22 protein-coding genes are annotated in these 22,660 nt (G+C 56.6%); 5 read left to right on the top strand and 17 right to left on the bottom strand.

Translation table 11 applies throughout. The features are described 5' to 3' along the window. Positions 1-28 precede the first annotated feature (28 nt). On the top strand, positions 29-499 hold the full coding sequence (locus AC4IC4_RS10735) for a hypothetical protein (protein ID WP_148769414.1): 471 nt from the start codon (positions 29-31) through the stop codon (positions 497-499). A 767-nt stretch (positions 500-1,266) separates the two neighbouring features. Here the strand turns inward: AC4IC4_RS10735 and AC4IC4_RS10730 are convergent. After that, positions 1,267-1,926 carry a TetR/AcrR family transcriptional regulator gene (locus AC4IC4_RS10730; RefSeq protein ID WP_024908027.1) on the bottom strand — a complete coding sequence of 220 codons (660 nt, stop codon included), beginning with the start codon at positions 1,924-1,926 and terminating at the stop codon, positions 1,267-1,269. 122 nt (positions 1,927-2,048) lie between these two features. On the opposite strand from AC4IC4_RS10730, the gene AC4IC4_RS10725 reads away from it, so the two are divergent. After that, the gene (locus tag AC4IC4_RS10725) at positions 2,049-2,942 is read left to right on the top strand and encodes an NAD(P)/FAD-dependent oxidoreductase (RefSeq protein WP_024908028.1); all 894 of its coding nucleotides are present in this window, start codon (positions 2,049-2,051) and stop codon (positions 2,940-2,942) included. A gap of 53 nt (positions 2,943-2,995) precedes the next feature. Next, positions 2,996-3,322: an antibiotic biosynthesis monooxygenase family protein gene (locus tag AC4IC4_RS10720; RefSeq protein WP_230581855.1), complete on the top strand. Its 327-nt coding sequence runs from the start codon at positions 2,996-2,998 to the stop codon at positions 3,320-3,322. Between the two features lie 247 nt (positions 3,323-3,569). Here the strand turns inward: AC4IC4_RS10720 and AC4IC4_RS10715 are convergent, their stop codons facing one another. The 3 genes from AC4IC4_RS10715 to AC4IC4_RS10705 all read right to left on the bottom strand — a co-directional run bounded on the left by AC4IC4_RS10715 (position 3,570) and on the right by AC4IC4_RS10705 (position 7,552). Beyond that, the gene (locus tag AC4IC4_RS10715; protein ID WP_491472718.1) at positions 3,570-5,060 is read right to left on the bottom strand and encodes a hypothetical protein; all 1,491 of its coding nucleotides are present in this window, start codon (positions 5,058-5,060) and stop codon (positions 3,570-3,572) included. Next, the gene (locus tag AC4IC4_RS10710; RefSeq protein WP_024908029.1) at positions 5,060-6,712 is read right to left on the bottom strand and encodes a hypothetical protein; all 1,653 of its coding nucleotides are present in this window, start codon (positions 6,710-6,712) and stop codon (positions 5,060-5,062) included. Before AC4IC4_RS10710 ends, AC4IC4_RS10715 begins: the two co-directional genes overlap by 1 nt. 357 nt (positions 6,713-7,069) lie before the next feature. Further along, a complete protein-coding gene (locus AC4IC4_RS10705) occupies positions 7,070-7,552 on the bottom strand; it encodes a glutathione peroxidase (RefSeq protein WP_491472717.1) in 483 nt (160 codons plus the stop codon). Positions 7,553-7,687: 135 nt separating this feature from the next. On the opposite strand from AC4IC4_RS10705, the gene AC4IC4_RS10700 reads away from it, so the two are divergent. Continuing rightward, positions 7,688-8,959, top strand: a complete 1,272-nt coding sequence (locus tag AC4IC4_RS10700) for a serine hydrolase domain-containing protein (protein WP_491472716.1) — start codon at positions 7,688-7,690, stop codon at positions 8,957-8,959. Here the strand turns inward: AC4IC4_RS10700 and paaY are convergent. The 13 genes from paaY to paaA all read right to left on the bottom strand — a co-directional run bounded on the left by paaY (position 8,868) and on the right by paaA (position 20,059). Continuing rightward, positions 8,868-9,464, bottom strand: coding sequence for a phenylacetic acid degradation protein PaaY (paaY, locus tag AC4IC4_RS10695; RefSeq protein ID WP_032651188.1), 597 nt, complete (start codon positions 9,462-9,464; stop codon positions 8,868-8,870). The genes AC4IC4_RS10700 and paaY overlap by 92 nt on opposite strands. A gap of 9 nt (positions 9,465-9,473) precedes the next feature. Next, positions 9,474-10,409 carry a phenylacetic acid degradation operon negative regulatory protein PaaX gene (gene paaX / locus AC4IC4_RS10690; RefSeq protein ID WP_491472715.1) on the bottom strand — a complete coding sequence of 312 codons (936 nt, stop codon included), beginning with the start codon at positions 10,407-10,409 and terminating at the stop codon, positions 9,474-9,476. A 142-nt stretch (positions 10,410-10,551) separates the two neighbouring features. After that, a complete protein-coding gene (gene paaK, locus AC4IC4_RS10685; RefSeq protein WP_491472714.1) occupies positions 10,552-11,868 on the bottom strand; it encodes a phenylacetate--CoA ligase PaaK in 1,317 nt (438 codons plus the stop codon). 26 nt (positions 11,869-11,894) lie between these two features. Beyond that, positions 11,895-13,100 (bottom strand): 3-oxoadipyl-CoA thiolase, encoded by a 1,206-nt coding sequence (gene pcaF / locus AC4IC4_RS10680; RefSeq protein WP_491472713.1) that lies wholly within the window; start codon positions 13,098-13,100, stop codon positions 11,895-11,897. Next, positions 13,093-13,521 (bottom strand): hydroxyphenylacetyl-CoA thioesterase PaaI, encoded by a 429-nt coding sequence (gene paaI, locus AC4IC4_RS10675; protein WP_219368611.1) that lies wholly within the window; start codon positions 13,519-13,521, stop codon positions 13,093-13,095. The genes pcaF and paaI overlap by 8 nt, the downstream gene beginning before the upstream one ends. Beyond that, complete coding sequence (gene paaH, locus AC4IC4_RS10670; protein ID WP_491472712.1) at positions 13,511-14,935, bottom strand: 3-hydroxyacyl-CoA dehydrogenase PaaH; 1,425 nt, start codon at positions 14,933-14,935, stop codon at positions 13,511-13,513. The genes paaI and paaH overlap by 11 nt, the downstream gene beginning before the upstream one ends. A 1-nt stretch (position 14,936) precedes the next feature. After that, positions 14,937-15,725 (bottom strand): 2-(1,2-epoxy-1,2-dihydrophenyl)acetyl-CoA isomerase PaaG, encoded by a 789-nt coding sequence (gene paaG / locus AC4IC4_RS10665; RefSeq protein WP_491472810.1) that lies wholly within the window; start codon positions 15,723-15,725, stop codon positions 14,937-14,939. Continuing rightward, positions 15,725-16,492, bottom strand: a complete 768-nt coding sequence (paaF, locus tag AC4IC4_RS10660) for a 2,3-dehydroadipyl-CoA hydratase PaaF (protein ID WP_491472711.1) — start codon at positions 16,490-16,492, stop codon at positions 15,725-15,727. The genes paaG and paaF overlap by 1 nt, the downstream gene beginning before the upstream one ends. After that, positions 16,489-17,559 (bottom strand): 1,2-phenylacetyl-CoA epoxidase subunit PaaE, encoded by a 1,071-nt coding sequence (gene paaE / locus AC4IC4_RS10655; protein ID WP_491472710.1) that lies wholly within the window; start codon positions 17,557-17,559, stop codon positions 16,489-16,491. The genes paaF and paaE overlap by 4 nt, the downstream gene beginning before the upstream one ends. Before the next feature lie 7 nt (positions 17,560-17,566). Then, on the bottom strand, positions 17,567-18,064 hold the full coding sequence (paaD, locus tag AC4IC4_RS10650) for a 1,2-phenylacetyl-CoA epoxidase subunit PaaD (RefSeq protein ID WP_213751144.1): 498 nt from the start codon (positions 18,062-18,064) through the stop codon (positions 17,567-17,569). Between the two features lie 11 nt (positions 18,065-18,075). Continuing rightward, positions 18,076-18,822, bottom strand: coding sequence for a 1,2-phenylacetyl-CoA epoxidase subunit PaaC (gene paaC, locus AC4IC4_RS10645; protein WP_491472709.1), 747 nt, complete (start codon positions 18,820-18,822; stop codon positions 18,076-18,078). Between the two features lie 8 nt (positions 18,823-18,830). Further along, positions 18,831-19,118 (bottom strand): 1,2-phenylacetyl-CoA epoxidase subunit PaaB, encoded by a 288-nt coding sequence (gene paaB, locus AC4IC4_RS10640; protein ID WP_008502380.1) that lies wholly within the window; start codon positions 19,116-19,118, stop codon positions 18,831-18,833. 11 nt (positions 19,119-19,129) lie between these two features. Then, positions 19,130-20,059 (bottom strand): 1,2-phenylacetyl-CoA epoxidase subunit PaaA, encoded by a 930-nt coding sequence (gene paaA / locus AC4IC4_RS10635; protein WP_491472708.1) that lies wholly within the window; start codon positions 20,057-20,059, stop codon positions 19,130-19,132. Positions 20,060-20,343: 284 nt separating this feature from the next. Here paaA and paaZ point away from each other — a divergent pair, with 284 nt between their 5' ends. Then, positions 20,344-22,386 (top strand): phenylacetic acid degradation bifunctional protein PaaZ, encoded by a 2,043-nt coding sequence (gene paaZ / locus AC4IC4_RS10630; protein WP_491472707.1) that lies wholly within the window; start codon positions 20,344-20,346, stop codon positions 22,384-22,386. Positions 22,387-22,660: the final 274 nt, after the last annotated feature.

The following is a 22,660-nucleotide window of genomic DNA, read 5'->3' as shown; positions in this document are numbered from 1 at the left end:
TTAAAAAAGGATATCTGAGTTGAATAGAATGTCAGGAATCGCTGTTTTATCTTTAGTGCTGATGGGATGTAGTTCTGCGCCCTCAGAAAACAGCACTCAGTACCTAAAAACAGAAATGCAGTCGCCAGTTTCAGGGCCAACCTCAGTAACCGTAGCCGCAGACAGCCTTCTGAAAAAAGTAAATACTCGTAATGTGATACTGTACTCACTCCGTCCGTTGCCCGGGAAAGCAGTTACCTCTGAGCTGGACAGAAAATTTGCCGCAGCGACGATGTATATCGATTTGTCTCAAGGTAAAGCAAACAGAACAGCTGAGATCGGTGGTGAGATAAATTACTTTGATCAAGAGCTATACGTGAATGCACACTTGGCAGGAAACAGTGTCAGGACGATACAGGTTGCACCACAGACCATCCCGCTGACACTCAATAAGCCATTCTCGATCAATCTGCCACAGGGTATTCACTATTCCGTCATGCTGACGGACAGCCAGCCTTGAACATAGCTAAATCCTCTTAGTTGTGCTGATACTCGACACGGTTACGTGTCGGGTATGTAACCCATTCCGTGCATAAACGCATAAGGTTACATATGAGCGGAAATTGCCTGTTGCCACCAATGGCCCGGAAGCAAAAGGATGACTACCTCCAATTGCACTACGGAAATGGTGTATGTAGATGGCATAATTCGCGCCCAAGCAGCTTATTATTTGGACAGTCCACCATTCTACATTGTTCTGAATCAAACCCTCCGTGAGCGACTATGCTTAGGTAATGCTTCATTGCCTGAATCTCCTTAACCGAAGGTAAAACACCAGGCTCATCTACTTTTAAGGCGAATAATGGAGAAGGGTTCTCTTCTGGAGTGCACTCTATATACCATGACTGACCGCAGTCCAAACAGCAATACATAGATTGTGAGTAATCAAGCGATGGCTCGAAATGATCGCTTTCGGGTATTTCGAAGTAGTGATTAAGAAATAACTCCCGCTGAAACTGAAATTCCTGATTATGATATTCAAGTTCAACCACTGATGATGGAAGTTCACCGCAATTACACATAATCCTTACCATTGAGTTGAATAGCGTAGAGATCGTCCTGTGTCATGAAACGATAATCTGGGTTCTACAATGTGTCGGGTTAACACAGGACTCGAAAATCAGCATACAAACAAACACTTACATAACTCATACTAATACTCCCATTTCGGGAGCTTTTTGGACCCAATCTCTACAGAATGCACATACATATACTCTCTGAGCAAGATCACAGCCGGGATACCGCATCCCGAGTGCCGCCATGCGCGGTAATGAACATGGCGACGGCCGACCGACAATAAGATTCGATCTCGTTGTCGTCCTCTACTCTGGCCTTATCGAAGCGCGCGATAATCAGAAGGTCGGAGCCTTTGAAAAGTGCGGCAAACAAGCGAGCGGACTGAAGTGGATCGGGAACCCTCAGCAGCCCCTTCGCGTGCAACTGACGTAAAAGGGCTTCGATTTGGGCGATGACATGAGCGGGACCGGCTTCGTAATGGAGCTTACTTAACGATTTTTGATTCGTCTTGTCGGCCATGACCATGGCTTCGACGCTACTAACGTCGGGTCTCAACAGCGTGCGCAGCAGTAATGATCCCACCGCCATCAGCTGATCTTCAACCGAACCATCTACGCATTCAAGAATGGACTGTGGGGCAAACAACTGATGGCAACCCGCCACGATGGCCGCACTGAAAAGTGCTTCCTTGTTCTCGAAATGCCGATAGATGCTGAGTTTAGATATCTTCGCCCGCTGGGCGACCTTGTCCAAGGTCGTCGCCTGAAATCCCAATTCCACGAATAGCTCGGAAGCGGCCTCGACGATTGTCTGACCAAGCGCCTCATTGACAGGTCGACCCCGCCGGGCCGTTTTTTTTATATTGGTCACTATAAATACAGTCCTTGACAGTATCGTAATTTATTAATTACGATACTACACAGTTTCATAAATGTGCAAGGTGCGCCAGAACTGGCTCATCTCCTTACATCCTCAACACGGAACTCATCACCATGAATGACGTCATCATCATCGGAGGCAGCTTTGCCGGTCTTGCCGCCGCCCTGCAGCTTGGCCGTGCCCGTCGCAAGGTCACGGTCCTCGACACTGGCCGGCAACGCAATCGCTTTGCTGGCCGTTCACATGGCCTGCTCGGCCACGATCACAAGCCACCGCAAGATATCCTTGTCGAGGCACGGCAGCAACTGGCACGCTATCCAACGATCAAGTTGGTCAACGCGCGGGCCGAAAGCGTATCTGGCACCCTCGACGATTTCTGCGTCGTCACAGACGATAACGAAAGCCTGCGGGCGCGCCGCTTGATTTTGAGCTATGGCGTCGCTGACCAGATGCCTGATATTCCTGGCTTTGCTGAAGGCTGGGGGACGTCCATCATACCATGCCCCTACTGCGACGGCTTTGAAGTCGCCGACCAACACTGGGGCCTCGTCTGGTCTGGCCCGCAGTCGCACAATCAGGTCAGGCTCTTCCATGACTGGACAGACAGATTGACTGTCTTTGGCAACGGTCATGACATCACTCTCGACATACGGGCCGATCTGGCCGCCCGCCAGGTACCTATAGTTGATGGCAGGATCAGCGAAATCGAACCTTACGGGAGCCATAGTGCCACTATCAAGATCGAAACCGGCCCCGATGTGTCAGTCGATATTCTTTTCGCGCATCCGCGTACCAGACCGTCCGCAAGCCTGCATGACGTACTGGGCCTCTCCACGGTCAACACGCCGACCGGCATCGCACTCAAGACCGATGAACACCGTGAAACCAGCATACCAGGCATCTACGCCGCAGGTGACCTTGCCAACCCCGGTATCCCATCGGTTACTACGGCAGTATGGCAAGGCACGATGGCGGGTATCTTCGCTCAGCAGTCGATGCTCAGTTGAGTGCAAGCAGTATCTATCATCCAGCTCAATTCATAATAGACAGGAGCGCCACCATGGTCGCCATAAAACCATTTAAACCCCTGGATGAGAAATTTCCGTTTGACCGCCAACTTGGTATTGCGGCCGCGCCTCTCGTGCTCATCAACCTTTTCACGGTTGCAGATCCCTCCGACGAAATAGGCTTTCTGGATGCTTTCAAGGCGGCTGCCGAGGTCATAACGAAGCAACCGGGCTTCATTTCCATGCAACTCCACCGAGCGATCGGCGACAGTCCGAGTTACCTGAACTATGTAATGTGGGAATCCACCGAGGCGGTTCGTGCGGCCTTCACAGATCCGAATTCCTCGCGAAACTTCCAGCATATCCTTAATCCGTCTTAGCCAGCCCGCACCTGTTCCAGAAGGTCGTCGTCCCCGGCTTTTGCACGGCCTGACTCCGAAAATAATGATACTGACCTCCAATTTCCGCTCCTGGCATTTACCTGCCACAAGCCGACAAGGCATCTCAAGACACATATCAGTCTTGCAATGAAAGCACTTTTTCTGCTTTGCGTTGACAGATTAGCCAGTGCCTAGTTTATTAAAGCCAGGCATCCAGGCTTTGCATTTATTCAATGAGATCGTATCGTTAACCCGCTTTTAGCATTCGTCGAAGTTCATGGTCCATATATTCATCTACAGCACTGGCATCAATTCCACCGGCTTTGTACCAGACATGGAGCTCTTTAATCGCCAGCGTTCCAAACCTTGCCCAGCCAATGAGGTTCGTTCTCAGGAGGAACTGAATCATTTCTCCTCCTGAACGAAGTGCCGCATCGCCTGCATCCATCAAACACAAGGTTCCATGCGCAACCAGTAACATTCGCCTGAGTTCTGGGTTATTCGCAGAAGGGATACATTCACCCCAGACCTTCTTATGGTAGCAACGTTGTTTAACCGTCCAGGTGATCCGCACAAGCAGTTCAGTAATCAGAACAGGGATCGCCATCGCTAATCCATGCCGTAAGTCGTATCCCTTCTCAAAAACCTGGACGGCGACGGTAGCGAATGACTGGCGATGCTGACCAAATTCACCCACGTCAATAAACTGAAGTAATGAAAAGAAAGGTATAGGGATACCAGAGCCTCTTCCTTGCGCCCCGGAAGAGCCCGCCATATCAGAAAAAAGATGGCCCATCCAGTTTACGAAACCGCTGAATACCTTAGAGACAAGGTTATTCCCTTTAAGCTCAAAAGTTTCTGTATCTACGGAAACCAGTTTTCCGTCTGCCACAAAATGTGCCGTGCTGGTAAATTGATCAAGGATCGAGAAAAATAAACCGACTAAGTCCGGGGAGTGGGCAAGACTTTTAATATGGTGATTCTTCGTGTTCATCCTGAACAGACCGTCAACATCACCGCCATGCCGATGGTCATAGTTGACCTTGAATTTTCTCTCCAGAAAACCGATAGCGCTTTTTGTAGGATCACTCCCTTCTGCACCGCCTTTCCAGCCAAAGGCTGAGGCGAATTTCTCGACTGCACCGTCCACTGCATTATCTGCAAGCTGGGTCAGTTTTCCTTCACCAGGTGCGCCTACCAGAAAAATATCGATAAGCCCGCCAATAACGCCACAGGTGCCAGCGATCATGTAATCATATTTGTCGCAGTGGGCAGTCTTAAAAGTAAAGTCTTCCTGAATGCGTTTCTCCAGAGCAATTCTCTGAGTTGGGGACATCAGCGCGCTAAACGGATCGACAGTTAAATCGACATTATGCTTATGGGCATAGTGCGATACGGACTGGGAATAGGTTTCCCAGTCCATATCGCTGGTGAACGCTATTGTTTCTATCATCGACAGTTTACTGATACTGGACGATGACGGGGTCAAACCGGATTCAAGGTAATCGCTGAATTCACTGGAAACCGTTGTGTGGAAATTCTCATCAAACGTGACACCTGCGTGTTCCAGAACACCATCCATAGCGAAAATCATTTCATCTAAAGCAGCATTGGTATCAGTTTGCAAAGCGTTAAGTGCATCCAGAGCGGCATCAAGGTCACTTAATTGACTCTCGCTTTGTTCAAGCTGGTGCTTCTGCACCAGCAAGGCCGATACCTGAGTATCCGTTTTTTTCATTATGAGAATAATCCAGTCAATTTTCCTTTAATAACGTCCCCCGCTCTGAAATAGCCGATTCCTTCAAAGATGGCGGCAAGTTTTTCTAATTGCTGAGTAGCTGTGTCTTCTTTAATTTTACGTTTTTTCACTTCAACGGTCTTACCATCGTGTTGCTCTTCGACAATACATTCTTCATAGAATGAAAGAACAATATCATAGAATTGTTTTTTGATGGGTTCTCGGGTCAGAGAACTGAGTTTAGCCTCATCAAGGTAGATAGGGCACTTAAGTTTGAGTGCACTGTTTTGCATCTTATTCGATTTCTTATTCAATTCATCCGCCGCACCGGTCAATGCATTCATCATCTTCTGGAGCTTTTGAATTTTTTCACCTTGCCGATTGTGCGCATCCAGAGCGTCGTTAAACTTGCCAGAAATATAATTGAGATCATTAATTAACGCGGACAATGTGGATTGTGTCTGCTTGATGACTTCATTCAGCATCAGCTCCCGGCGCTTTGATTTATCCAGTTCATTAGCACCCGTAAGATGACGAATCCCTTTATAGGCCCCTACACCTAATAACACCGCAACACCAATACCCGTTGCCATACTTGAAAAGCCCAGCACGCCGCCAAGTCCAAGCGTTGCGAGGCCAGAAGTGATGCCCGCAGCGGACATACCGATAACAGAGCCAGAAAGATAGACAGCAGCAAGCGGCACACCTACCGCACCTGCTTTCGCCGTAAGTTCTTTCATGCTGCGTTTCAGCGCATCGTCGGAAAAATCTTCTCGTAACATCTTAAAATCTTGCTGAATAGCCATCACCGCAAGTTCTATTTCTTCGTCAGTTACGCCCAGCAGGGGTTGCACTTGCTGAAGAAATGGAAAGTTTTTATATTCACCGTCATTAACACTCATGAAAATGCTAATCAGGTCTTTAACAAGAGAGATTTTTATTGACTTGTTATGGCTAGGCACGCATTCCCGGTCAATAATCGCTATTAACTCTTCAACCGGCATTAGACTGGATTCTGCACCGATGTAACTACGCAGTATAAATCGGGATTCGGTCGTTAACTCAAGTCGGGTCATCAACAAGAGAATTTCGGCAAACTCTTTTTTATCAACCTGACCGTCATCTGAGAACGCCATGTTAACGATGATTTTGACGTAAGCCACTTTAAGAGCCTCTGACATTTCGGCAAGAGTGATGAGCTGATCTTCTTCTTTAAACTCATCAAAGTCACTAATGGTATGCTCAAGAATGTCGCTCAGCTTCTTATAGTTGCACTCCATCAAACTTTTGAGTGGTTTTATCTCGCCATTTTTTAGTTTAAGGGAGACAAATTCTGTTCGCTTTTCCTTGCCTTTATCATTTACGGTGACATCTTCTATATATTCTACGGCTTCAATATTGTTGTAGTATACGTCATAAGGACTTTCAAATGCTTCTTTTATAACCAGTTTTTCACCGGTAAAAACGATGCCATCTTTTGCACTACCAAATACCGTATTGTCATAAATGGCCAGCACAGCATTCAGGTTATCAGCGACATTGAATGCTTTAGCGACGTTATTCAGTTTTTTTTCAGGGATACCTGGAGCAACAAAAACGTTCTTACTTACTGAAGGTAAATTTTCCTTAAGGAAGGTATTGACGTTATTCACAACTTTCTCCTTATTCGTTGCAACGGATCGATGAATAATCGACCCTTTTTTTTACAATTTGTGATTATATCCATCTGGAGTGTCACATTTTGTCATTAGCTCATAGGTATATGAGTAAAAATACAAAGAGGAGTATGCCATCCGGACAAGTAGATCATTCACGCAATAGTCAAAAGTATAGGGTGCTGTTCTGCCGTTTGCGTGGCATAAACTGATAACATACTATTAACTAAATAACTTAAGCGAAACCTGATGTCATCATCACGAGATGCAGCGTGCTGCATTTGCGCATTCTACGGGCGTATTTAAGAACATGGAGGGAACAGAGATGCTGGTTAATTCCATTCACCAAAAAGCTCACCTCCCCAAAGCCTCCACAATTACCCCCTCCATTTTCTCGGGCGTAGTCATCGGTGCAAAACGCTTGAACGGTTTACCGTCGCGTCCGATTAGAAACTTAGTAAAGTTCCACTTAATCCGCTCGCCCAGCACGCCGGGCAGTTCGTTTTTCAGATAACGAAACAGCGGATGCGCTGCGTTACCATTAACCTCGACTTTCTCAAACATCGGGAAGCTCACGCCGTAGTTGATGTAACAGGTTTTCGAGATTTCGTCGGCGCCGCCGGGTTCCTGTTTGCCGAACTGGTTGCAGGGGAAGCCCAGCACGACTAATCCTTCATCGGCGTATTTCTTGTATAGCGCTTCAAGGCCACCGTACTGTGGCGTGAAGCCGCACTGGCTGGCGGTATTAACGACCAAAACCACCTTTCCGGCAAAGTCGGCCATAGAGATAAGCTGCCCATCCAGACGGGTGGCGGTAAGTTGATAAAAGCGAGTCATACTGAAATCCTCAAAACAGGCCGAAAAGTCACGGTAACCATCAACGAGCCGCCACCGTGTAGAAAGTTTACATTCACGCAGGCTATTTGTGATACATTCCTGGCGCGCCAATGACCACCACACTCGCTACCAGGTATGCAGAACATAACAAAAAAAATTATCTGGCTTCTGCTTACTCTCCCACTCCTCAGCGGTTGTGGCACGCTCTCGCAAATGTCCTCCCCGGAAGGTACTCAGGAACTTCTCACCCATGATTCACTGGATGGCGACGTTGACAGCGTGGTGCGTCACTACATGGCGCAAAAATCCGTTCCCGGGATGACGGTCGCGGTGATCCATAATCACGGCTCACCGCAGTTTTACACCTGGGGCGTAACCGATGCGGTCAATCGCTATCCGGTCAGGCCCAATACCCTGTTTGCGCTTGGCTCCCTCAGCAAAGGGATCACGGCGGAAGTGGTGGCTTGTCTGGTGAATGAAGGGCAACTGAACTGGAACGATAACCTGGCGACATTGCTTCCGCCGGGGACGCCGCTTAGCGTGGATGCACAAAAAATCACCCTGCTTGAACTGGTAACCCACACTTCCGGCCTGCCGCGTCAGAATATGGATGTTCCGATGCTTGGAAAATTCATCAGCTACTTAAGCACGGGCGATAATTTCTACGGTGAGCTGGATAGCGATAACGTGCTGCGCTACCTCGCCGACTGGCGAGCGCCAAAGAATAAAGTGCCGCAATACTCCAATACCGGCTACGCCCTGATCGGCTATATCCTGAAACACAAAACCGGCGAAGATATCCAGAGTTTAGCCTCGCGCTATATTTTCCATCCGCTGCAAATGGCTAACAGCAGCTTTACGCCCCGGCAGCTAAAAGGGTATCCACAGCGGGCGCTTGGCCACGCGGGCGATCAGCCGAAGTTTATCCCGCGCGGGCAGCTCACACCGGACTGGCATTTTTCCAACAACATGGTGGCGGCAGCGAGCTTATACAGTAACGCCGAAGATCTGGCGACCTATGCCCGCTATCACGTCTCAACGACCCACAATCCCTTGCTGGACAGCGTCTTTGCCGAAGTGAGAAATACCGATATTCAACGTCCCGACGGGGTACAGGGTATTGCCTGGACCACCGACTTTATCGGTCTGGAAAAAATCACCTATCAGGTCGGTTATATCGGCGGCTACTCCAGCTTTATCGGCTATGACAAAGAAAAAGGCAATGCGGTGGTGGTGCTGCAAAATACCTTTAACTGGAGTAATTACATTGGCATCGCGCTATTGATGGATATGGCGAAAAAAGACGGCCTTACCCCTACACCGCCGACTTCGGCCTTAAATTCTCATCAAACGTCAGCCGTTTCCGTTCAGGCTCAACCTCGCGCAGCGGCTCCACCTGGTGCATAGTGAGCTTGCAGCGTTCCACCAAAACCTGATACTCCCGCGTCCCCTGCTGCTTCCATGCCAGCTCCTGCTCGCTCAGCGCGCGAATCGCTTTGGCCGGGCTGCCGATAATCAAATGGTTAGCGGGCATCTCCGCTTTCGCCTTCACGAACGCCGCCGCGCCGACGATGCTGTTTTCGCCGATGACCGCCCCGTCCATCACCACCGCGTTCATGCCCACCAGCGCATTGCGGCGGATCACGCAGCCGTGAAGAATGGCGCTGTGGCCGATATGCCCATCCTCTTCCACCACTGTGTCCTGCTCCGGGAAGCCGTGCATCACGCAGTTATCCTGAATGTTGGCACCGTCTTTCACCACGATACGGCCAAAATCACCGCGCAGGCTGGCGTTAGGACCAACATAGACGCCTTTGCCCAGAATCACGTCGCCAATCAGCACTGCCGTTGGGTGAACGTAGCTCTCGTCGGGTACCACCGGCGTCAGACCATCAATTTGATAAACAGGCATCTTCACTCCTTATACGCTTGTAAGACCACCGAAGCGTTGATAGTAGAGCGCGCCGGGCACGGGCAGTTCGCCCACGGAGGTTTCGCCCTTCTCGCTGACAAACGCCAGGGCCCCCGGCGCGACACGCTGATAGATATTAATGCAGAGCTGTCGGGCGCTTTGCCCCGCCCAGTGCGCAGGCAGCAACTCTTCCGGCAGCAGCGGGTCTTTCAGCACCACGCGACGATAAAAATGAATCAGCAGCAGCTGGATCTGGAAACAACGTTCCGGCGTCAGCTCCTCCGGCGCGGCCTCTTTCAGCAGCGGTAGCAGCGGACGGAACGAGCTGATAAACGACTCGTACATCGCGTTTTGCTCGGTTAACTGCCAGCACTCTTCTACGCGTGAACGCAGCGCGGCGCGGGAGAGCGCCAGCGGCGAGTGGGCTTCAAAGAAAATCACGTTTTCCGCCACACCAGCATCGTGAAGCAGAGACTGCACGTCGGCCAGATGCTGCGACGGCGAGGCCATCAGGCTCGGTGCCAGCGTGCCAAACCCCTGCCAGATCAGCTGTTTTTTGACGTCGGCGAGGGTGGTTTTGTCCAGCCCTTCTGAGAGCAGCAATAGCCATTTTCCGTCCCAGGCGGGCAGTTCCGCACGGTAGATCTTATTCTCCGCACGGCGCGTCAGGCGCAGCCCCTTATCGCTCAGGCGGTAAAAGCTGCGTCGCCCGAGGCGGGAAACATCCAGCCAGCCCTCTTTGTTAAGGCGAAACAGCGCGGTGCGTACAAAGCGCTCTCCGAATCCCATCCCTTCCAGTAACGCGGCCAGGCTGCCGAGCCAAATCTCTCCGCCGCGATGGGAAAGCGCGTCACCGTATAACGAGGAGATAAGCGAGGTCCCGCTGACGGGAACGGAGCTGACCGCGTGCTGGATAAAGGCGTCGAGTTTATTCATGTGATTCATTCTGTTGTTATTTTTGTCCTGGATGAATCATAGCATAGGACCCTCACCCTGACCTTCTCCCCAGAGGGGAAAGGGGAAAAGACCGCACCGTACAGTCCCTTCTCCCCTTTGGGGAGAAGGTTAGGATGAGGGGTAAGGTGTTTTAACCGTTGGCCGCAACTTTACGCAGGTCAAACACCCGGCAGGCTTTCCCCTCTGAGCGCGGGATGCTGCCGCAGTTCACGATCGTCACGTCGGTGGAAATCCCCACCATCGACTTAATGCGGTGGCGCAGCTGGTGACACACCTGGCAACGCTGCTCGTGCGTCAGCGTGAGGCTGCTCTCTTTCAGCTCCACCTTCACGGAAAGTGAATCAAGATGCCCGCGACGGTTCACCTCCAGCTGGTAGTGTGGCGAAAGATGTTCGAACTTCACAATCTCCTCTTCCAGCTGCGACGGGAAGACGTTGACGCCGCGAATGATCAGCATATCGTCGCTGCGGCCGCTGATGCGGTCCATACGGCGCATGCTGCGCGCGGTTGCCGGGAGCAGACGCGTCAGGTCGCGGGTACGGTAGCGGATCACCGGCAGCGCCTCTTTGGTCAGCGTGGTGAACAGCAGTTCGCCCTGCTGACCGTCATCCAGCGGCGTGCCGTCGTTCGGGTTGACGATCTCCGGATAAAAGTGATCTTCCCAGATGGTCGGGCCGTCGACGGTTTCGATACACTCCATCGCCACGCCCGGCCCCATCACTTCGGAGAGGCCATAGATGTCCAGGGCGGTAATGCCTAAGCGTTTTTCAATTTCGCGACGCATGGCCTGCGTCCACGGCTCGGCACCGAAGACGCCCACGCGCAGGGAACAGGTGCTGGCATCGCCGCCCATCTGACGCTCCAGCTCTTCAATCAGGTTGAGGCAGTAGGATGGCGTCACCATGATCATGTCCGGCTGGAAATCGCGGATCAGCTGCGCCTGCTTCTCCGTCTGGCCGCCGGACATGGGGATCACCGTCGCGCCTAAACGCTCGGCGCCGTAGTGCGCCCCCAGCCCTCCGGTAAACAGGCCATAGCCATACGCCACGTGAATTTTGTCCTTCGCGCTGCCGCCCGCGGCGCGCAGGGAGCGAGCCACCAGGTTGGCCCAGTTGTCGATGTCACCCTGGGTGTAGCCGACAACCGTCGGTTTGCCGGTGGTGCCGGATGAGGCGTGAATGCGCACCACCTGCTCCATCGGCACGGCGAAGGTATCGAACGGATAATTATCCCGCAGGTCCTGCTTGGTGGTGCACGGGAACTTACGGATATCCGCCAGCTCTTTGAAATCGTCAGGATGAACGCCCGCGGCGTCAAACTTGCGTTTGTACATCGGCACGTTGCTGTAGGCGTGATGCAGCGTCCACTTCAGACGTTCGGTCTGCAGCGCCTGTAACTCGTCAAGGGAGGCCGTTTCAATCGGATCAAGCTTTGTTGTATTTGTCATTGTAGGGTACTCACATTGTTTTATGCTCAAACACGCTCAAGGATCATGGCAATGCCCTGACCCACACCGATGCACATCGTACACAGCGCGTAGCGCCCGCCGCGTCGGTGCAGTTCGTTACTCGCGGCCAGCGCCAGTCTGGCACCGCTCATGCCCAGCGGGTGGCCCAGCGCAATCGCGCCACCGTTCGGGTTGACGTGCGCAGCATCGTCCGGCAGGCCCAGCTGACGCAGCACGCCCAGCGCCTGCGCGGCGAAAGCTTCGTTAAGCTCGATCACGTCCATATCGTTAATGCTGAGTCCGGCGCGCTCCAGCACCTTGCGAGTGGCCGGTACCGGGCCGAGCCCCATCAGACGTGGCTCCACGCCCGCCGTCGCCATCGCCACGATCCGCGTGCGCGGGATTAACCCCTGAGCCAGCGCCATCTTCTCGCTGGCGACGATCAACGCCGCAGCGCCGTCGTTGACGCCGGAGGCATTTCCCGCCGTAACCACTCCGTTCTTACGGAACGGCGTTTTCAGACCGGCAAGCTGCTCGAGCGTGGTGTCCGCGCGCGGATGTTCATCCACGCTGAACGCTGTGACTGCCCCTTTTTTGCCCGGCACCAGCACCGGCACAATCTCCTGCGCCAGAACGCCGTTCTGCTGCGCCTGCGCGGTACGCTGCTGGCTGCGCAGCGCGAACGCGTCCTGATCGGTACGGCTGATTTTTAACAATTCAGCTACATTCTCTGCCGTTTCCGGCATACTGTCAGTTCCGAATTGCTGATGCATGAGCGGATTCACAAATCGCCAGCCGATGGTGGTATCGAAGATCTCCGCCTGACGCTGAAACGCGGCGGTGGCTTTGCCCATCACAAACGGCGCGCGGGACATCGACTCCACGCCGCCCGCGATCAGCAGGTCGCCGTCGCCCGCCTTAATGGTGCGCGCGGCAAAACCAATCGCGTCCAGCCCGGAACCGCACAGGCGGTTAAGGGTGGTCCCGGACACCGTCTGCGGCAGCCCGGCCAGCAGGGACGACATGCGCGCCACGTTGCGGTTATCTTCCCCGGCCTGGTTGGCACAGCCGAAAATCACGTCGTCAATCCGCTCCAGATCGAGCTGCGGGTAGCGGGCCAGCAGCGCGCGCAGCGGCACGGCACCGAGATCGTCGGTTCTGACTGCGGCAAGCGCGCCGCCGTAGCGCCCCACCGGGGTTCGAACGCCATCACAAATAAATGCGTCACGCATCTGTCTCTCCTGTCACGCTGCCGCCGATGCGGTGAGATTTTCCGCGAAAAAGGGCGACGGTTTTCTGTTGTTGGTTCTGGATTTCAATGTCATACACGCCGGTCAGCTTGCCCTGGTGCTTCACCCGCGCGGTGGCGGTGAGCGTGTCCCCGGCAAAGCCCGGACGCAGAAAATCAATCGAGCAGCCGGAGGCTACCGCCGCCAGCCCCTGGCTGTTGCAGGCGTAGGCAAAGGCGGTATCCGCCAGCGAAAAAAGCTGGCCGCCGTGGCAGGTTTTATGGCCGTTCAGCATCTGCGGGGTGATGGTCATGGTCACCACCGCGTAGCCCTCGTCCATCTCGACAATGTCCATCCCCATCGCCTGCGCGCAGGCGTCCCGTTCGTACATGGTGCGGGCGTTATGCCAGGCGTTATGACTCATAGCTACTCTCCAGAAGCGCGCGCTGGCGCAGCAGTGAACAGGGGCGATAGCGCTCTTCGCCATAATGACGCTGAAGGTTCTCCAGCAGCGTCAGCAGGCGCTGCCAGCCCAGGCGCTCGCCCCAGGCGATCGGCCCGCTCGGGTAGTTCACGCCGAGGCGCATAGCGGTATCGATGTCCTTCTCGCTGGCGACCCCTTTTTGCAGGGCATCCAGCGCCTCGTTGGCAATCATCGCCAGCGTGCGCCAGATCAGCAGGCCAGGGTAATCGGCAATTTGCACCACCCGATGCCCCTGCTGTTGCAGGTAGCGGATGGCTTTTTGCGTCGCGGTGTGCGGGTTGCTGGCGGCGGCGGCAATGACCGCCACGTCACGCTCAATGCGGTCCACCACCACCACCGGGCCGTTGAGCCGTAGCGCCAGCGCCTGCGCGGTCTCTCCCTGCGTTTCAACCAGATAGACATCATCTATTTCCGTGACACCGTCACGTATTTTTTCCACGCGCATCGGGCTATAGCTGTCGTTCACCGACTCAACCCACTGCACGTCAGGTTTGTCACCCTGCCAGTCGTAAACGCCTTTCCCGCTCTTTTTGCCCAGCCTTCCTGCCAGCACTAGCTCCTGCTGCACCAGCGAAGGCAGAAAACGACGCTCCTGCCAGAAGGCGTTAAATACCGAGCAGGTCACCGCAAAGTTCACGTCCTGACCAATCATGTCGGTCAGCTCCAGCGGCCCCATCGGGAAACCGCCGCCTTCCCGCAGGGCGGCATCAATCACCGCCGGCGGAGCGACCTGTTCCTCCAGCGCGCGCCAGGCTTCAGAATAGAACGGACGGGCGACGCGGTTGACGATGAATCCCGGCGTTGACTGGCAGCGAACGGGCTGTTTGCCCCAGTTCAGCGCCAGCTCGCACAGCGCGTCGGCCACTTCCGCAGAGGTCGCCAGCCCGCTGACCACCTCCACCAGCTTCATCACCGGCGCCGGGTTAAAGAAGTGCAGCCCTGCGACCCGCTCCGGGTGGTGGACGTCCGCCGCAATCGCCGTGACGGAGATGGAAGAGGTATTGCTGGTCAGCACCGTCTGCGGCGGGCAGATCTCAGCCAGTTGAGCAAACAGCGCCTTTTTCACCTCCAGACGCTCTGAGGCCGCTTCTATGACCAGATCGGCCGCGGAGAGCGCGTCGATATCCGTAACGGGAACCAGCCGGGCCAGGATCTGGCTCCCGGCATCGGCGGAGAGTTTTCCGCGCGTTACCCGGGAGGCCAGACGCTGGCGGATCCCGTCGATGGCGCGCGATATCGCATCGCTGGAGATGTCGTAGATCAGCACCTGATGACCGTGGCTGGCGGCGACTTCGGCAATCCCTGCGCCCATCGTGCCGCTGCCGATCACGGCGACAGTCCGTATATTCAGCATCTTATTTCCCCGTAAAGTTCGGCGCGCGCTTCGCCAGGAAGGCGCTAACGCCCTCGCGGTAATCGTCGCTGCGTCCGGCCAGACGCTGATAGTCGCGCTCCAGATCGAGCTGGTCGTCCAGGGTGTTGGTTTCTGCAGCGTTGATGGCCTGCTTGATCAGCCCCAGCCCGAAGGTCGGCTGCGACGCAAAATGCAGCGCCATCTGCTGCGCCGTGGTGGAGAGCTGCTCGTCATCCACCACCTGCCAGATCATCCCCCACGCCTGCGCCTGTTCGGCGCTGAGTTTGTCCCCGAGCAGCGCCAGCCCCATGGCGCGGGCGCGTCCCGCCACGCGCGGCAGTAGCCAGGTGCCGCCGCAGTCCGGCACCAGGCCGAGCTTGCTGAAGGCCATCACGAAGTTGGCGGAACGGGCCGCAATCACCATGTCACACCCCATCGCCAGCGTGGCCCCCGCACCTGCCGCCACGCCGTTAACGGCACAGATGACCGGTTTAGGCAGCTTTGCCAGGCGGCGAACCAGCGGGTTATAGAAGGTTTCAACGGACATCCCCAGATCCGGCGCCGGGCCGTTGGGGTCGACGTTGCGATCATTCAGATCCTGACCGGCACAGAAACCCCGTCCTGCCCCGGTGATCAGCAGACAGCGCACGGTGTCATCACGCTCGGCCTGTTTCAGGCACTCGGCCAGCTGCTGGTGCATCACGTCGTTAAAGCTGTTCAGACGCTCCGGACGGTTCAGCGTAATGGTCATCACGCCCTGTTCTACATGACTGAGAATAAATTCCACAATTAGCGTCCTTTAAAGTCGGGGGTGCGTTTTTGTAAGAAGGCGTCGATGCCTTCCCGGCGGTCTTCGGTGGCGGAAAGCAGCGTAAACAGCTGGCGCTCCTGCGCGAGCCCGGCCTGGAGCGGTACCTCCTGAGACTGGCGCAGCGCCTGTTTCGCCGCCTGCAGCGCCAGCGGCGAGTGGCGCGCCATCAGGGCCGCCTGCTTCAGGGCATACTCCAGCGTCAGCGCTGCCGGGAAAACATCGCTCACCAGCCCGGCGCTCAGCGCCTGCTGTGCAGTTATGCTCTCGCCCGTCAGCACCATTTTGCTGGCCAGGGATTTCCCGACGCTGCGAATCAGACGCTGGGTGCCGCCCGCGCCGGGCATAATGCCGAGCGTGATTTCCGGCAGGCCGAAACGGGCGTTGTCACCGGCAATCACCACGTCGCACAGCAGCGCCAGCTCGCAGCCCGCGCCCAGCGCGAAGCCGTTCACGGCGGCGATCAGCGGTTTGCTGAACGCGTTAATGCGTGCCCACAGCTGTGGGCGAATATCGTTCAGGGTGGCAGACAGGTCTTTTTCCGCCATTTCGTTGAGATCGGCCCCGGCGGCAAAGCAGCGCTCGTTGCCGTAAATCACGCAGACGGCGATGTCGGCATCCACGGCAGCGGCCTCAAGCTGTTCCGCAAGCTGGGTTAACAGCGCGTTGTTGAGGGCGTTTCGCGCCGCCGGACGGTTGAGCGTCAGCTGCAGCACGCGGCCATGACAGGTAGCAATAAGTTCGCTCATGCCATCCCCTTCGCGTCGAAGTCGACAATCACGTCGGCGGTTAACGGCAGCGACTGGCAGCTCAGCACATACCCGGCGGCCAGCTCGTCTGGCTCCAGGCTGTAGTTGGTCGCCATGTCCACTTTCCCGCGCAGCACTTTGCATTTACAGGTGGCGCAGACGCCGCCCTTGCAGGCATACGGCAGATCCGCGCCCTGACGCAGGGCGGCATCCAGGATACTTTCATCATCTGCCGTCAGGGTGATTTCACGGTCGCGCCCGTCCTGGCGAACGGTCACTTTCTGGCCTTCCGCCTGCACATGCACCGCGCGTTTAACGGAGATCCCCGGGGTGTTAAAGCGCTCAAGGTGAATGGATTTGTCCGGCATCCCCAGCGCCTTCAGCGTGGCTTCGGCGTCGTCCATCATCGCCGACGGGCCGCAGATAAAGGCCTCGTCATACTGGCGGAAGTTGATCAGGGTTTTAGCCAGCACCTGCAATTTTTCCCCGTCGATGCGGCCATAGAGCAGATCGCTGTCCAGCCGCTCCTGGCTGAAGATGGAGACCAGCTGCAGCCGCTGCGGGTATTTGTCCTTCAGGTCCGCCAGCGCCTGGCGGAACATCATGCTCTGGCTGCTGCGGTTGCCGTAGATAAGGGTGAAATGGCTGTTGGGCTCGGTCGCCAGCGTGGCGGAGATAATCGCCAGCATCGGGGTGATCCCGGAGCCTGCCGCAATCGCCAGGTAGTGGCCTTCGCGTTCGGCCTGCGGCTGGTAGCCAAACTGCCCCTGAGGAACCATCACCTCCAGGGCCATACCCGCTTTGATCTCATCCCGGGCATAGCGGGAAAAGCGCCCGCCGTCGATGGCTTTGACCGCTACGCTGATCTCGCCCGGGGCGGTACTCCGGCAGATGGAGTAGCAGCGGCGCAGCTCGTCCCCGCCAAGCGTCGTTTTTAACGTCAGGTGCTGGCCGGGACGGAATCGGTAGGCCTCCTGCAGCGCCTGCGGCACCGCAAAGGTGATGGTCACCGCGTCGCGGGTTTCGGGTTCCACTTTTGCCACTGTTAATGAATGAAACGTTGTCATGGCAGCCTCAAATACATTTGAAATAGTCGAAGGGCTCACGGCAGGTATTGCAGCGGTAGAGTGCTTTGCAGGCCGTCGAGCCAAATTCACTGATAAGCGAGGTGTCGGTGCTGGCGCAGCGCGGGCAGCTCACCTCCACCGGCGCGTGCGCGTGACAGCTATGCCCCACCGGCGGACTGATACCGTACGCCCGCAGGCGCTCGCGCGCGTCGGCGGTCATCCAGTCGGTGGTCCAGGCGGGTTCAAGCTGGAGCACAATGTGCACCGGGGTAAAGCCGTGCGCGGTCATCGCATCGCGGATCGCCCCCAGCAGGTGTTCCGTTGCAGGACAGCCCGAGTAGGTTGGCGTGAAGCCAATGACCCAGCCTTCCCCCTGCGCCTTCACGCTGCGCACCATGCCTAAATCGGTGATGGTTAACACCGGCACTTCCGGGTCCGGGATCTGGCTTAACAGCGCCCAGATCTGCGGAATTTGCGCGGGCGCGATGTCGACGAGGCGTTGCATAGCGTTCTCCTTTACCACTGCTGACCGGGATACGCGCGCTGGAGATACTGCATCTCCGCCAGCATCGGGCCCAGATGTTCGGTATGCAGCCCCTGCTTGCCCCCGGTGCGGTACGCCACCTCTGCGGGCACCTGCAGGCAGGCTTCATTCAGACCGGCATACACTTCGCTTTCCCACGGCTGGCGCAGCGTGCGCGGGTCAACCGCCACGCCGGACTGAATCAATTCCAGCTCAACGTCATCGGCCTCAAACAGCTCGGCCGTAAAACGCCACAGGCTGTCGATGGCCTGCTGCATTTTTTGCGCGGACGTTTCGGTCCCGTCGCCCAGACGCACCAGCCAGCCGCGGCTGAAGCGCAGGTGGTAGCGCGCCTCTTTAATCGCTTTGGCGGCAATCGCGGCAAGCTGGCCGTCGCGGCTTTGGGCCAGGCGTTCATACAGCGCCACGTTCCAGGCATCCATCAGGTACTGGCGGGCAATCGTGTCGGCGAAGCTGCCGTTCGGCTGCTCCACCAGCAGGACGTTGCGGAACTGGCGCTCGTCGCGGCCAAATGCCAGCGTGTCTTCATCGCCCTGGCCATCCAGCTCCGCGGCATAGGTCAGGAAATTGCGCGCCTGGCCCAGCAGGTCGAGACCGATATTGGCGAGTGCGAGGTCGATCTCCAGCTCCGGCGCGTGGCCGCACCAGGCGCCGAGACGCTGGGAGAGCACCAGACCGTTGTCGCCCAGACGCAGGGCATAGGCAGTCACTGAATTCATTCTTTGCCTCACATATGCTCGATGCCGTCAGGGATGGTGTAGAACGTCGGATGGCGGTAAACCTTGCTTTCCGCCGGGTCGAAGAACTCGCCGCGCTCTTCCGGCTGGGAGGCGACAATCTCGCTCGCCTTAACCACCCAGATAGAACAGCCTTCGCTGCGGCGGGTATAGGCATCACGCGCATTTTCCAGCGCCATGCGATCGTCGGCGGCATGCAGACTGCCCACGTGACGGTGGGATAACCCTTGTTTGCTGCGTACGAACACTTCGTACAGCGGCCAGTAGACATTGCTCATCGTGATTCCTCTTAAGCCACTTTGCGGGCGTGTTGTTTTTCCGCGTGCGCCAGTGCGGCTTCCCGCACCCACGCCCCCTCTTCCCAGGCTTTACGTTTGGCGGCCAGGCGTTCGTGGTTGCAGATGCCGCGCCCGTTGATGACCTCGTCAAACTCGTGCCAGTCGATTTCGCCGAAGTGATAATGGCCGCTCTCTTCATCAAAACGCAGGTCGGGATCGGGCACCGTCATGCCCAGCATCTCCACCTGCGGCACCGTGTTGTCGACAAAGCGCTGGCGCAGCTCGTCGTTGCCGAAGCGTTTGATTTTCCACGCCAGGCTGCGGGCGCTGTTCGGCGAATTGTCGTCGTTCGGCCCGAACATCATCAGCGCCGGCCACCAGAAGCGGTTGATGGCGTCCTGCAGCATCTGACGCTGGGCTTCACTGCCCTGCGCCAGCGCCATGCAGGCTTCAAAGCCCTGGCGCTGGTGGAAGCTCTCTTCTTTACAAATTTTCACCATCGCCCGGGCATAGGGACCGTAGGAGGTACGGCACAGCGCCACCTGGTTGACGATGGCCGCGCCGTCCACCAGCCAGCCGATCACGCCGATATCGGCCCAACTCAGGGTCGGATAGTTGAAGATGGAGGAGTACTTCATTTTGCCGTCGAGCATCTTCTGGTAGATGTCTTCCCGCGCGCAGCCCAGCGTTTCCGCCGCGCTGTAGAGGTAGAGCCCGTGTCCGGCTTCGTCCTGCACCTTCGCCAGCAGGATCGCCTTGCGGCGTAGCGTCGGGGCGCGGGTGATCCAGTTCCCTTCCGGCAGCATGCCGACAATTTCGGAGTGCGCATGTTGACCAATCTGGCGGATCAACGTTTTACGGTAGGCGTCAGGCATCCAGTCCTGAGGCTCAATCGCCGTCTCCTGCGCTATGCGCTGCTCAAACCGTTGTTCTTGCGTCACGTCATCACCTTTATGATTCGTTAGTTTGCAAATTAAAGCGTAATGTTGAATCACTTTGTTTTTTAAAAGTTACACAAAGGTTAAATATAACCCCAAGAATTGTTTCCTTGTTTTGTGATATCGCTCGCAAGGCTTTTACTGCAGGCGTACTGAACAGCGTCCTCGCGCGCCGTGTTTCGTCAGAGCGGATCACAATGTTAACAATTCATTAAAACTCAGCTTGATTTTTATGATTCATGATCAAACTATTAATGGGTAAATTACGTAACATTTGGAGATAAGCGATGCAGCAGTTAGCCAGCTTCTTATCCGGTACCTGGCAGTCTGGCCGGGGCCGTGAACGCACTATTCATCACGCCATCAGTGGCGAAGCGCTGTGGAGCGTGACCAGCGAAGGGCTGGACATGGCGGCCGCCCGTCGCTATGCGATTGAGCGCGGCGGCGAAGCGCTTCACGCGATGACCTTTATCGAACGCGCGGCCATGCTGAAGGCGGTGGCAAAGCACCTGCTTAGCGAGAAAGAGACGTTTTATGCCCTGTCCGCCCAGACCGGAGCGACGAAGGCGGACAGCTGGGTCGATATCGAAGGCGGGATCGGCACCCTCTTCACTTACGCCAGTCTGGGCAGCCGCGAGCTGCCGGATGACACCGTGTGGCCGGAAGACGAGCTGATCCCGCTCTCAAAAGAAGGCGGCTTTGCGGCGCGCCACGTCCTGACCTCCAAATCCGGCGTGGCGGTGCACATCAACGCCTTTAACTTCCCCTGCTGGGGGATGCTGGAAAAGCTGGCTCCAACCTGGCTTGCCGGCATGCCCGCCATCATCAAACCCGCTACCGCTACCGCGCAGGTGACGCAGGCGATGGTGAAATCCATCGTCGACAGCGGGCTGGTGCCGGACGGCGCCATCAGCCTGATCTGCGGCGGCGCCGGGGATCTGCTCGACCAGCTCGACAGCCAGGACGTGGTGACCTTTACCGGCTCCGCCAGCACCGGGCAAAGTCTGCGCGTGCACCCGAATATTGTGGCGAATTCCATTCCGTTCACCATGGAAGCCGACTCCCTGAACTGCTGCGTGCTGGGGGAAGACGTCACGCCGGAGCAGCCGGAATTTGCCCTGTTCATTCGGGAAGTGGTGCGCGAGATGACCGCCAAAGCCGGGCAGAAATGTACGGCCATTCGCCGCATTATCGTCCCGCAGAGCCAGATTGACGCCGTGAGCCAGGCGCTGGTTGCCCGGCTGGAAAAGGTGGTTGTGGGCGATCCGGCGCAGGAAGGGGTAAAGATGGGCGCGCTGGTCAACGCCGAACAGCGTGCGGACGTGCAGGAGAAAGTGGAGCAACTGATCGCCGCAGGCTGCCAGATCCGTCTGGGTGGCAAAGCGGATCTGCAGGCCGCGGGCGCGTTCTTCCCACCGACCCTGCTGTTCTGCCCGCAGCCGGATGAAACCCCGGCAGTGCACTCAACCGAAGCCTTTGGCCCGGTTGCGACGCTGATGCCGTATCGCAACGCACGCCACGCGATGCAGCTTGCCCGCGCGGGCGGCGGCAGCCTGGCGGGTACGCTGGTCACCGCAGACCTGGACACTGCCCGCCAGTTTATTCTCGGCGCGGCGCGCGCCCACGGGCGTATTCAGATCCTCAACGAGGAAGCCTCGAAAGAATCCACCGGGCACGGCTCCCCGCTGCCGCAGCTGGTGCACGGCGGCCCGGGGCGCGCGGGCGGCGGCGAAGAGCTGGGTGGTCTGCGCGCGGTGAAGCACTACCTGCAGCGCACCGCGATTCAGGGCAGTCCGACCATGCTGGCCGCCATCGGCAAACAATGGGTGCGTGGCGCAACGGTGCAAGAAGATCGCGTGCATCCGTTCCGCAAATACTTTGAGGAGCTGCAGCCGGGCGACAGCCTGCTGACGCCGCGCCGCACCCTGACGGAAGCAGACATCGTGAACTTTGCCTGCCTGAGCGGCGACCACTTCTACGCCCATATGGACAAGATCGGCGCGGCAGAGTCGATCTTTGGCGAGCGCGTGGTGCACGGCTACTTCCTGATTTCCGCCGCCGCGGGGCTGTTTGTTGATGCGGGCGTCGGGCCGGTGATTGCCAACTACGGCATGGAGAACCTGCGCTTTATCGAGCCGGTTAAACCGGGCGATACTATTCAGGTGCGTCTGACCTGCAAGCGTAAAACGCTGAAGAAACAGCGCACCGCCGAGGAAAGACCGACGGGCGTGGTGGAATGGGCGGTTGAGATCTTCAACCAGCACCAGCAGGCCGTGGCGCTCTACTCCATCCTGACGCTGGTGGCGCGCCAGCAGGGTGATTTCAGCTAAGTTCCCTGCTCCTCATCCTCTCCACAATGGCTGAGCGCTCTCAAGTAATGTGCAAGCAGAAGCAATAACGCTGCTTTTAGAATGGCTGAGGGCCTTCAGCGATGCCCTGGTCCGGCTGTAAATCGCTGAGGCGTTTGCCTTCCGGCCGGGGCGAGGCGCAGGGATGCGCCGAGAGGGCGGACTTTACAGGGATGTTACCTCCGCCCGTCCCCGATAAGCCGGAAGGAATAAGCCGAGGCACCGCGAAGCGGCGATTTACCGCCGGGAGCCCAGG

The organism is Enterobacter sp. Taxon_2 (assembly GCF_058355295.1).
This window is presented reverse-complemented; position numbering and strand designations above follow the sequence as displayed.

Coding starts and splice junctions, on each gene's coding strand:
- AC4IC4_RS10735 (WP_148769414.1), top strand. CDS start 29: ATGTCAGGAATCGCTGTTTTATCTTTAGTGCTGATGGGATGTAGTTCT.
- AC4IC4_RS10725 (WP_024908028.1), top strand. CDS start 2,049: ATGAATGACGTCATCATCATCGGAGGCAGCTTTGCCGGTCTTGCCGCC.
- AC4IC4_RS10720 (WP_230581855.1), top strand. CDS start 2,996: ATGGTCGCCATAAAACCATTTAAACCCCTGGATGAGAAATTTCCGTTT.
- AC4IC4_RS10715 (WP_491472718.1), bottom strand. CDS start 5,060: ATGAAAAAAACGGATACTCAGGTATCGGCCTTGCTGGTGCAGAAGCAC.
- AC4IC4_RS10705 (WP_491472717.1), bottom strand. CDS start 7,552: ATGACTCGCTTTTATCAACTTACCGCCACCCGTCTGGATGGGCAGCTT.
- AC4IC4_RS10700 (WP_491472716.1), top strand. CDS start 7,688: ATGCAGAACATAACAAAAAAAATTATCTGGCTTCTGCTTACTCTCCCA.
- paaY (WP_032651188.1), bottom strand. CDS start 9,464: ATGCCTGTTTATCAAATTGATGGTCTGACGCCGGTGGTACCCGACGAG.
- paaX (WP_491472715.1), bottom strand. CDS start 10,409: ATGAATCACATGAATAAACTCGACGCCTTTATCCAGCACGCGGTCAGC.
- paaK (WP_491472714.1), bottom strand. CDS start 11,868: ATGACAAATACAACAAAGCTTGATCCGATTGAAACGGCCTCCCTTGAC.
- pcaF (WP_491472713.1), bottom strand. CDS start 13,100: ATGCGTGACGCATTTATTTGTGATGGCGTTCGAACCCCGGTGGGGCGC.
- paaI (WP_219368611.1), bottom strand. CDS start 13,521: ATGAGTCATAACGCCTGGCATAACGCCCGCACCATGTACGAACGGGAC.
- paaH (WP_491472712.1), bottom strand. CDS start 14,935: ATGCTGAATATACGGACTGTCGCCGTGATCGGCAGCGGCACGATGGGC.
- paaF (WP_491472711.1), bottom strand. CDS start 16,492: ATGAGCGAACTTATTGCTACCTGTCATGGCCGCGTGCTGCAGCTGACG.
- paaE (WP_491472710.1), bottom strand. CDS start 17,559: ATGACAACGTTTCATTCATTAACAGTGGCAAAAGTGGAACCCGAAACC.
- paaD (WP_213751144.1), bottom strand. CDS start 18,064: ATGCAACGCCTCGTCGACATCGCGCCCGCGCAAATTCCGCAGATCTGG.
- paaC (WP_491472709.1), bottom strand. CDS start 18,822: ATGAATTCAGTGACTGCCTATGCCCTGCGTCTGGGCGACAACGGTCTG.
- paaB (WP_008502380.1), bottom strand. CDS start 19,118: ATGAGCAATGTCTACTGGCCGCTGTACGAAGTGTTCGTACGCAGCAAA.
- paaZ (WP_491472707.1), top strand. CDS start 20,344: ATGCAGCAGTTAGCCAGCTTCTTATCCGGTACCTGGCAGTCTGGCCGG.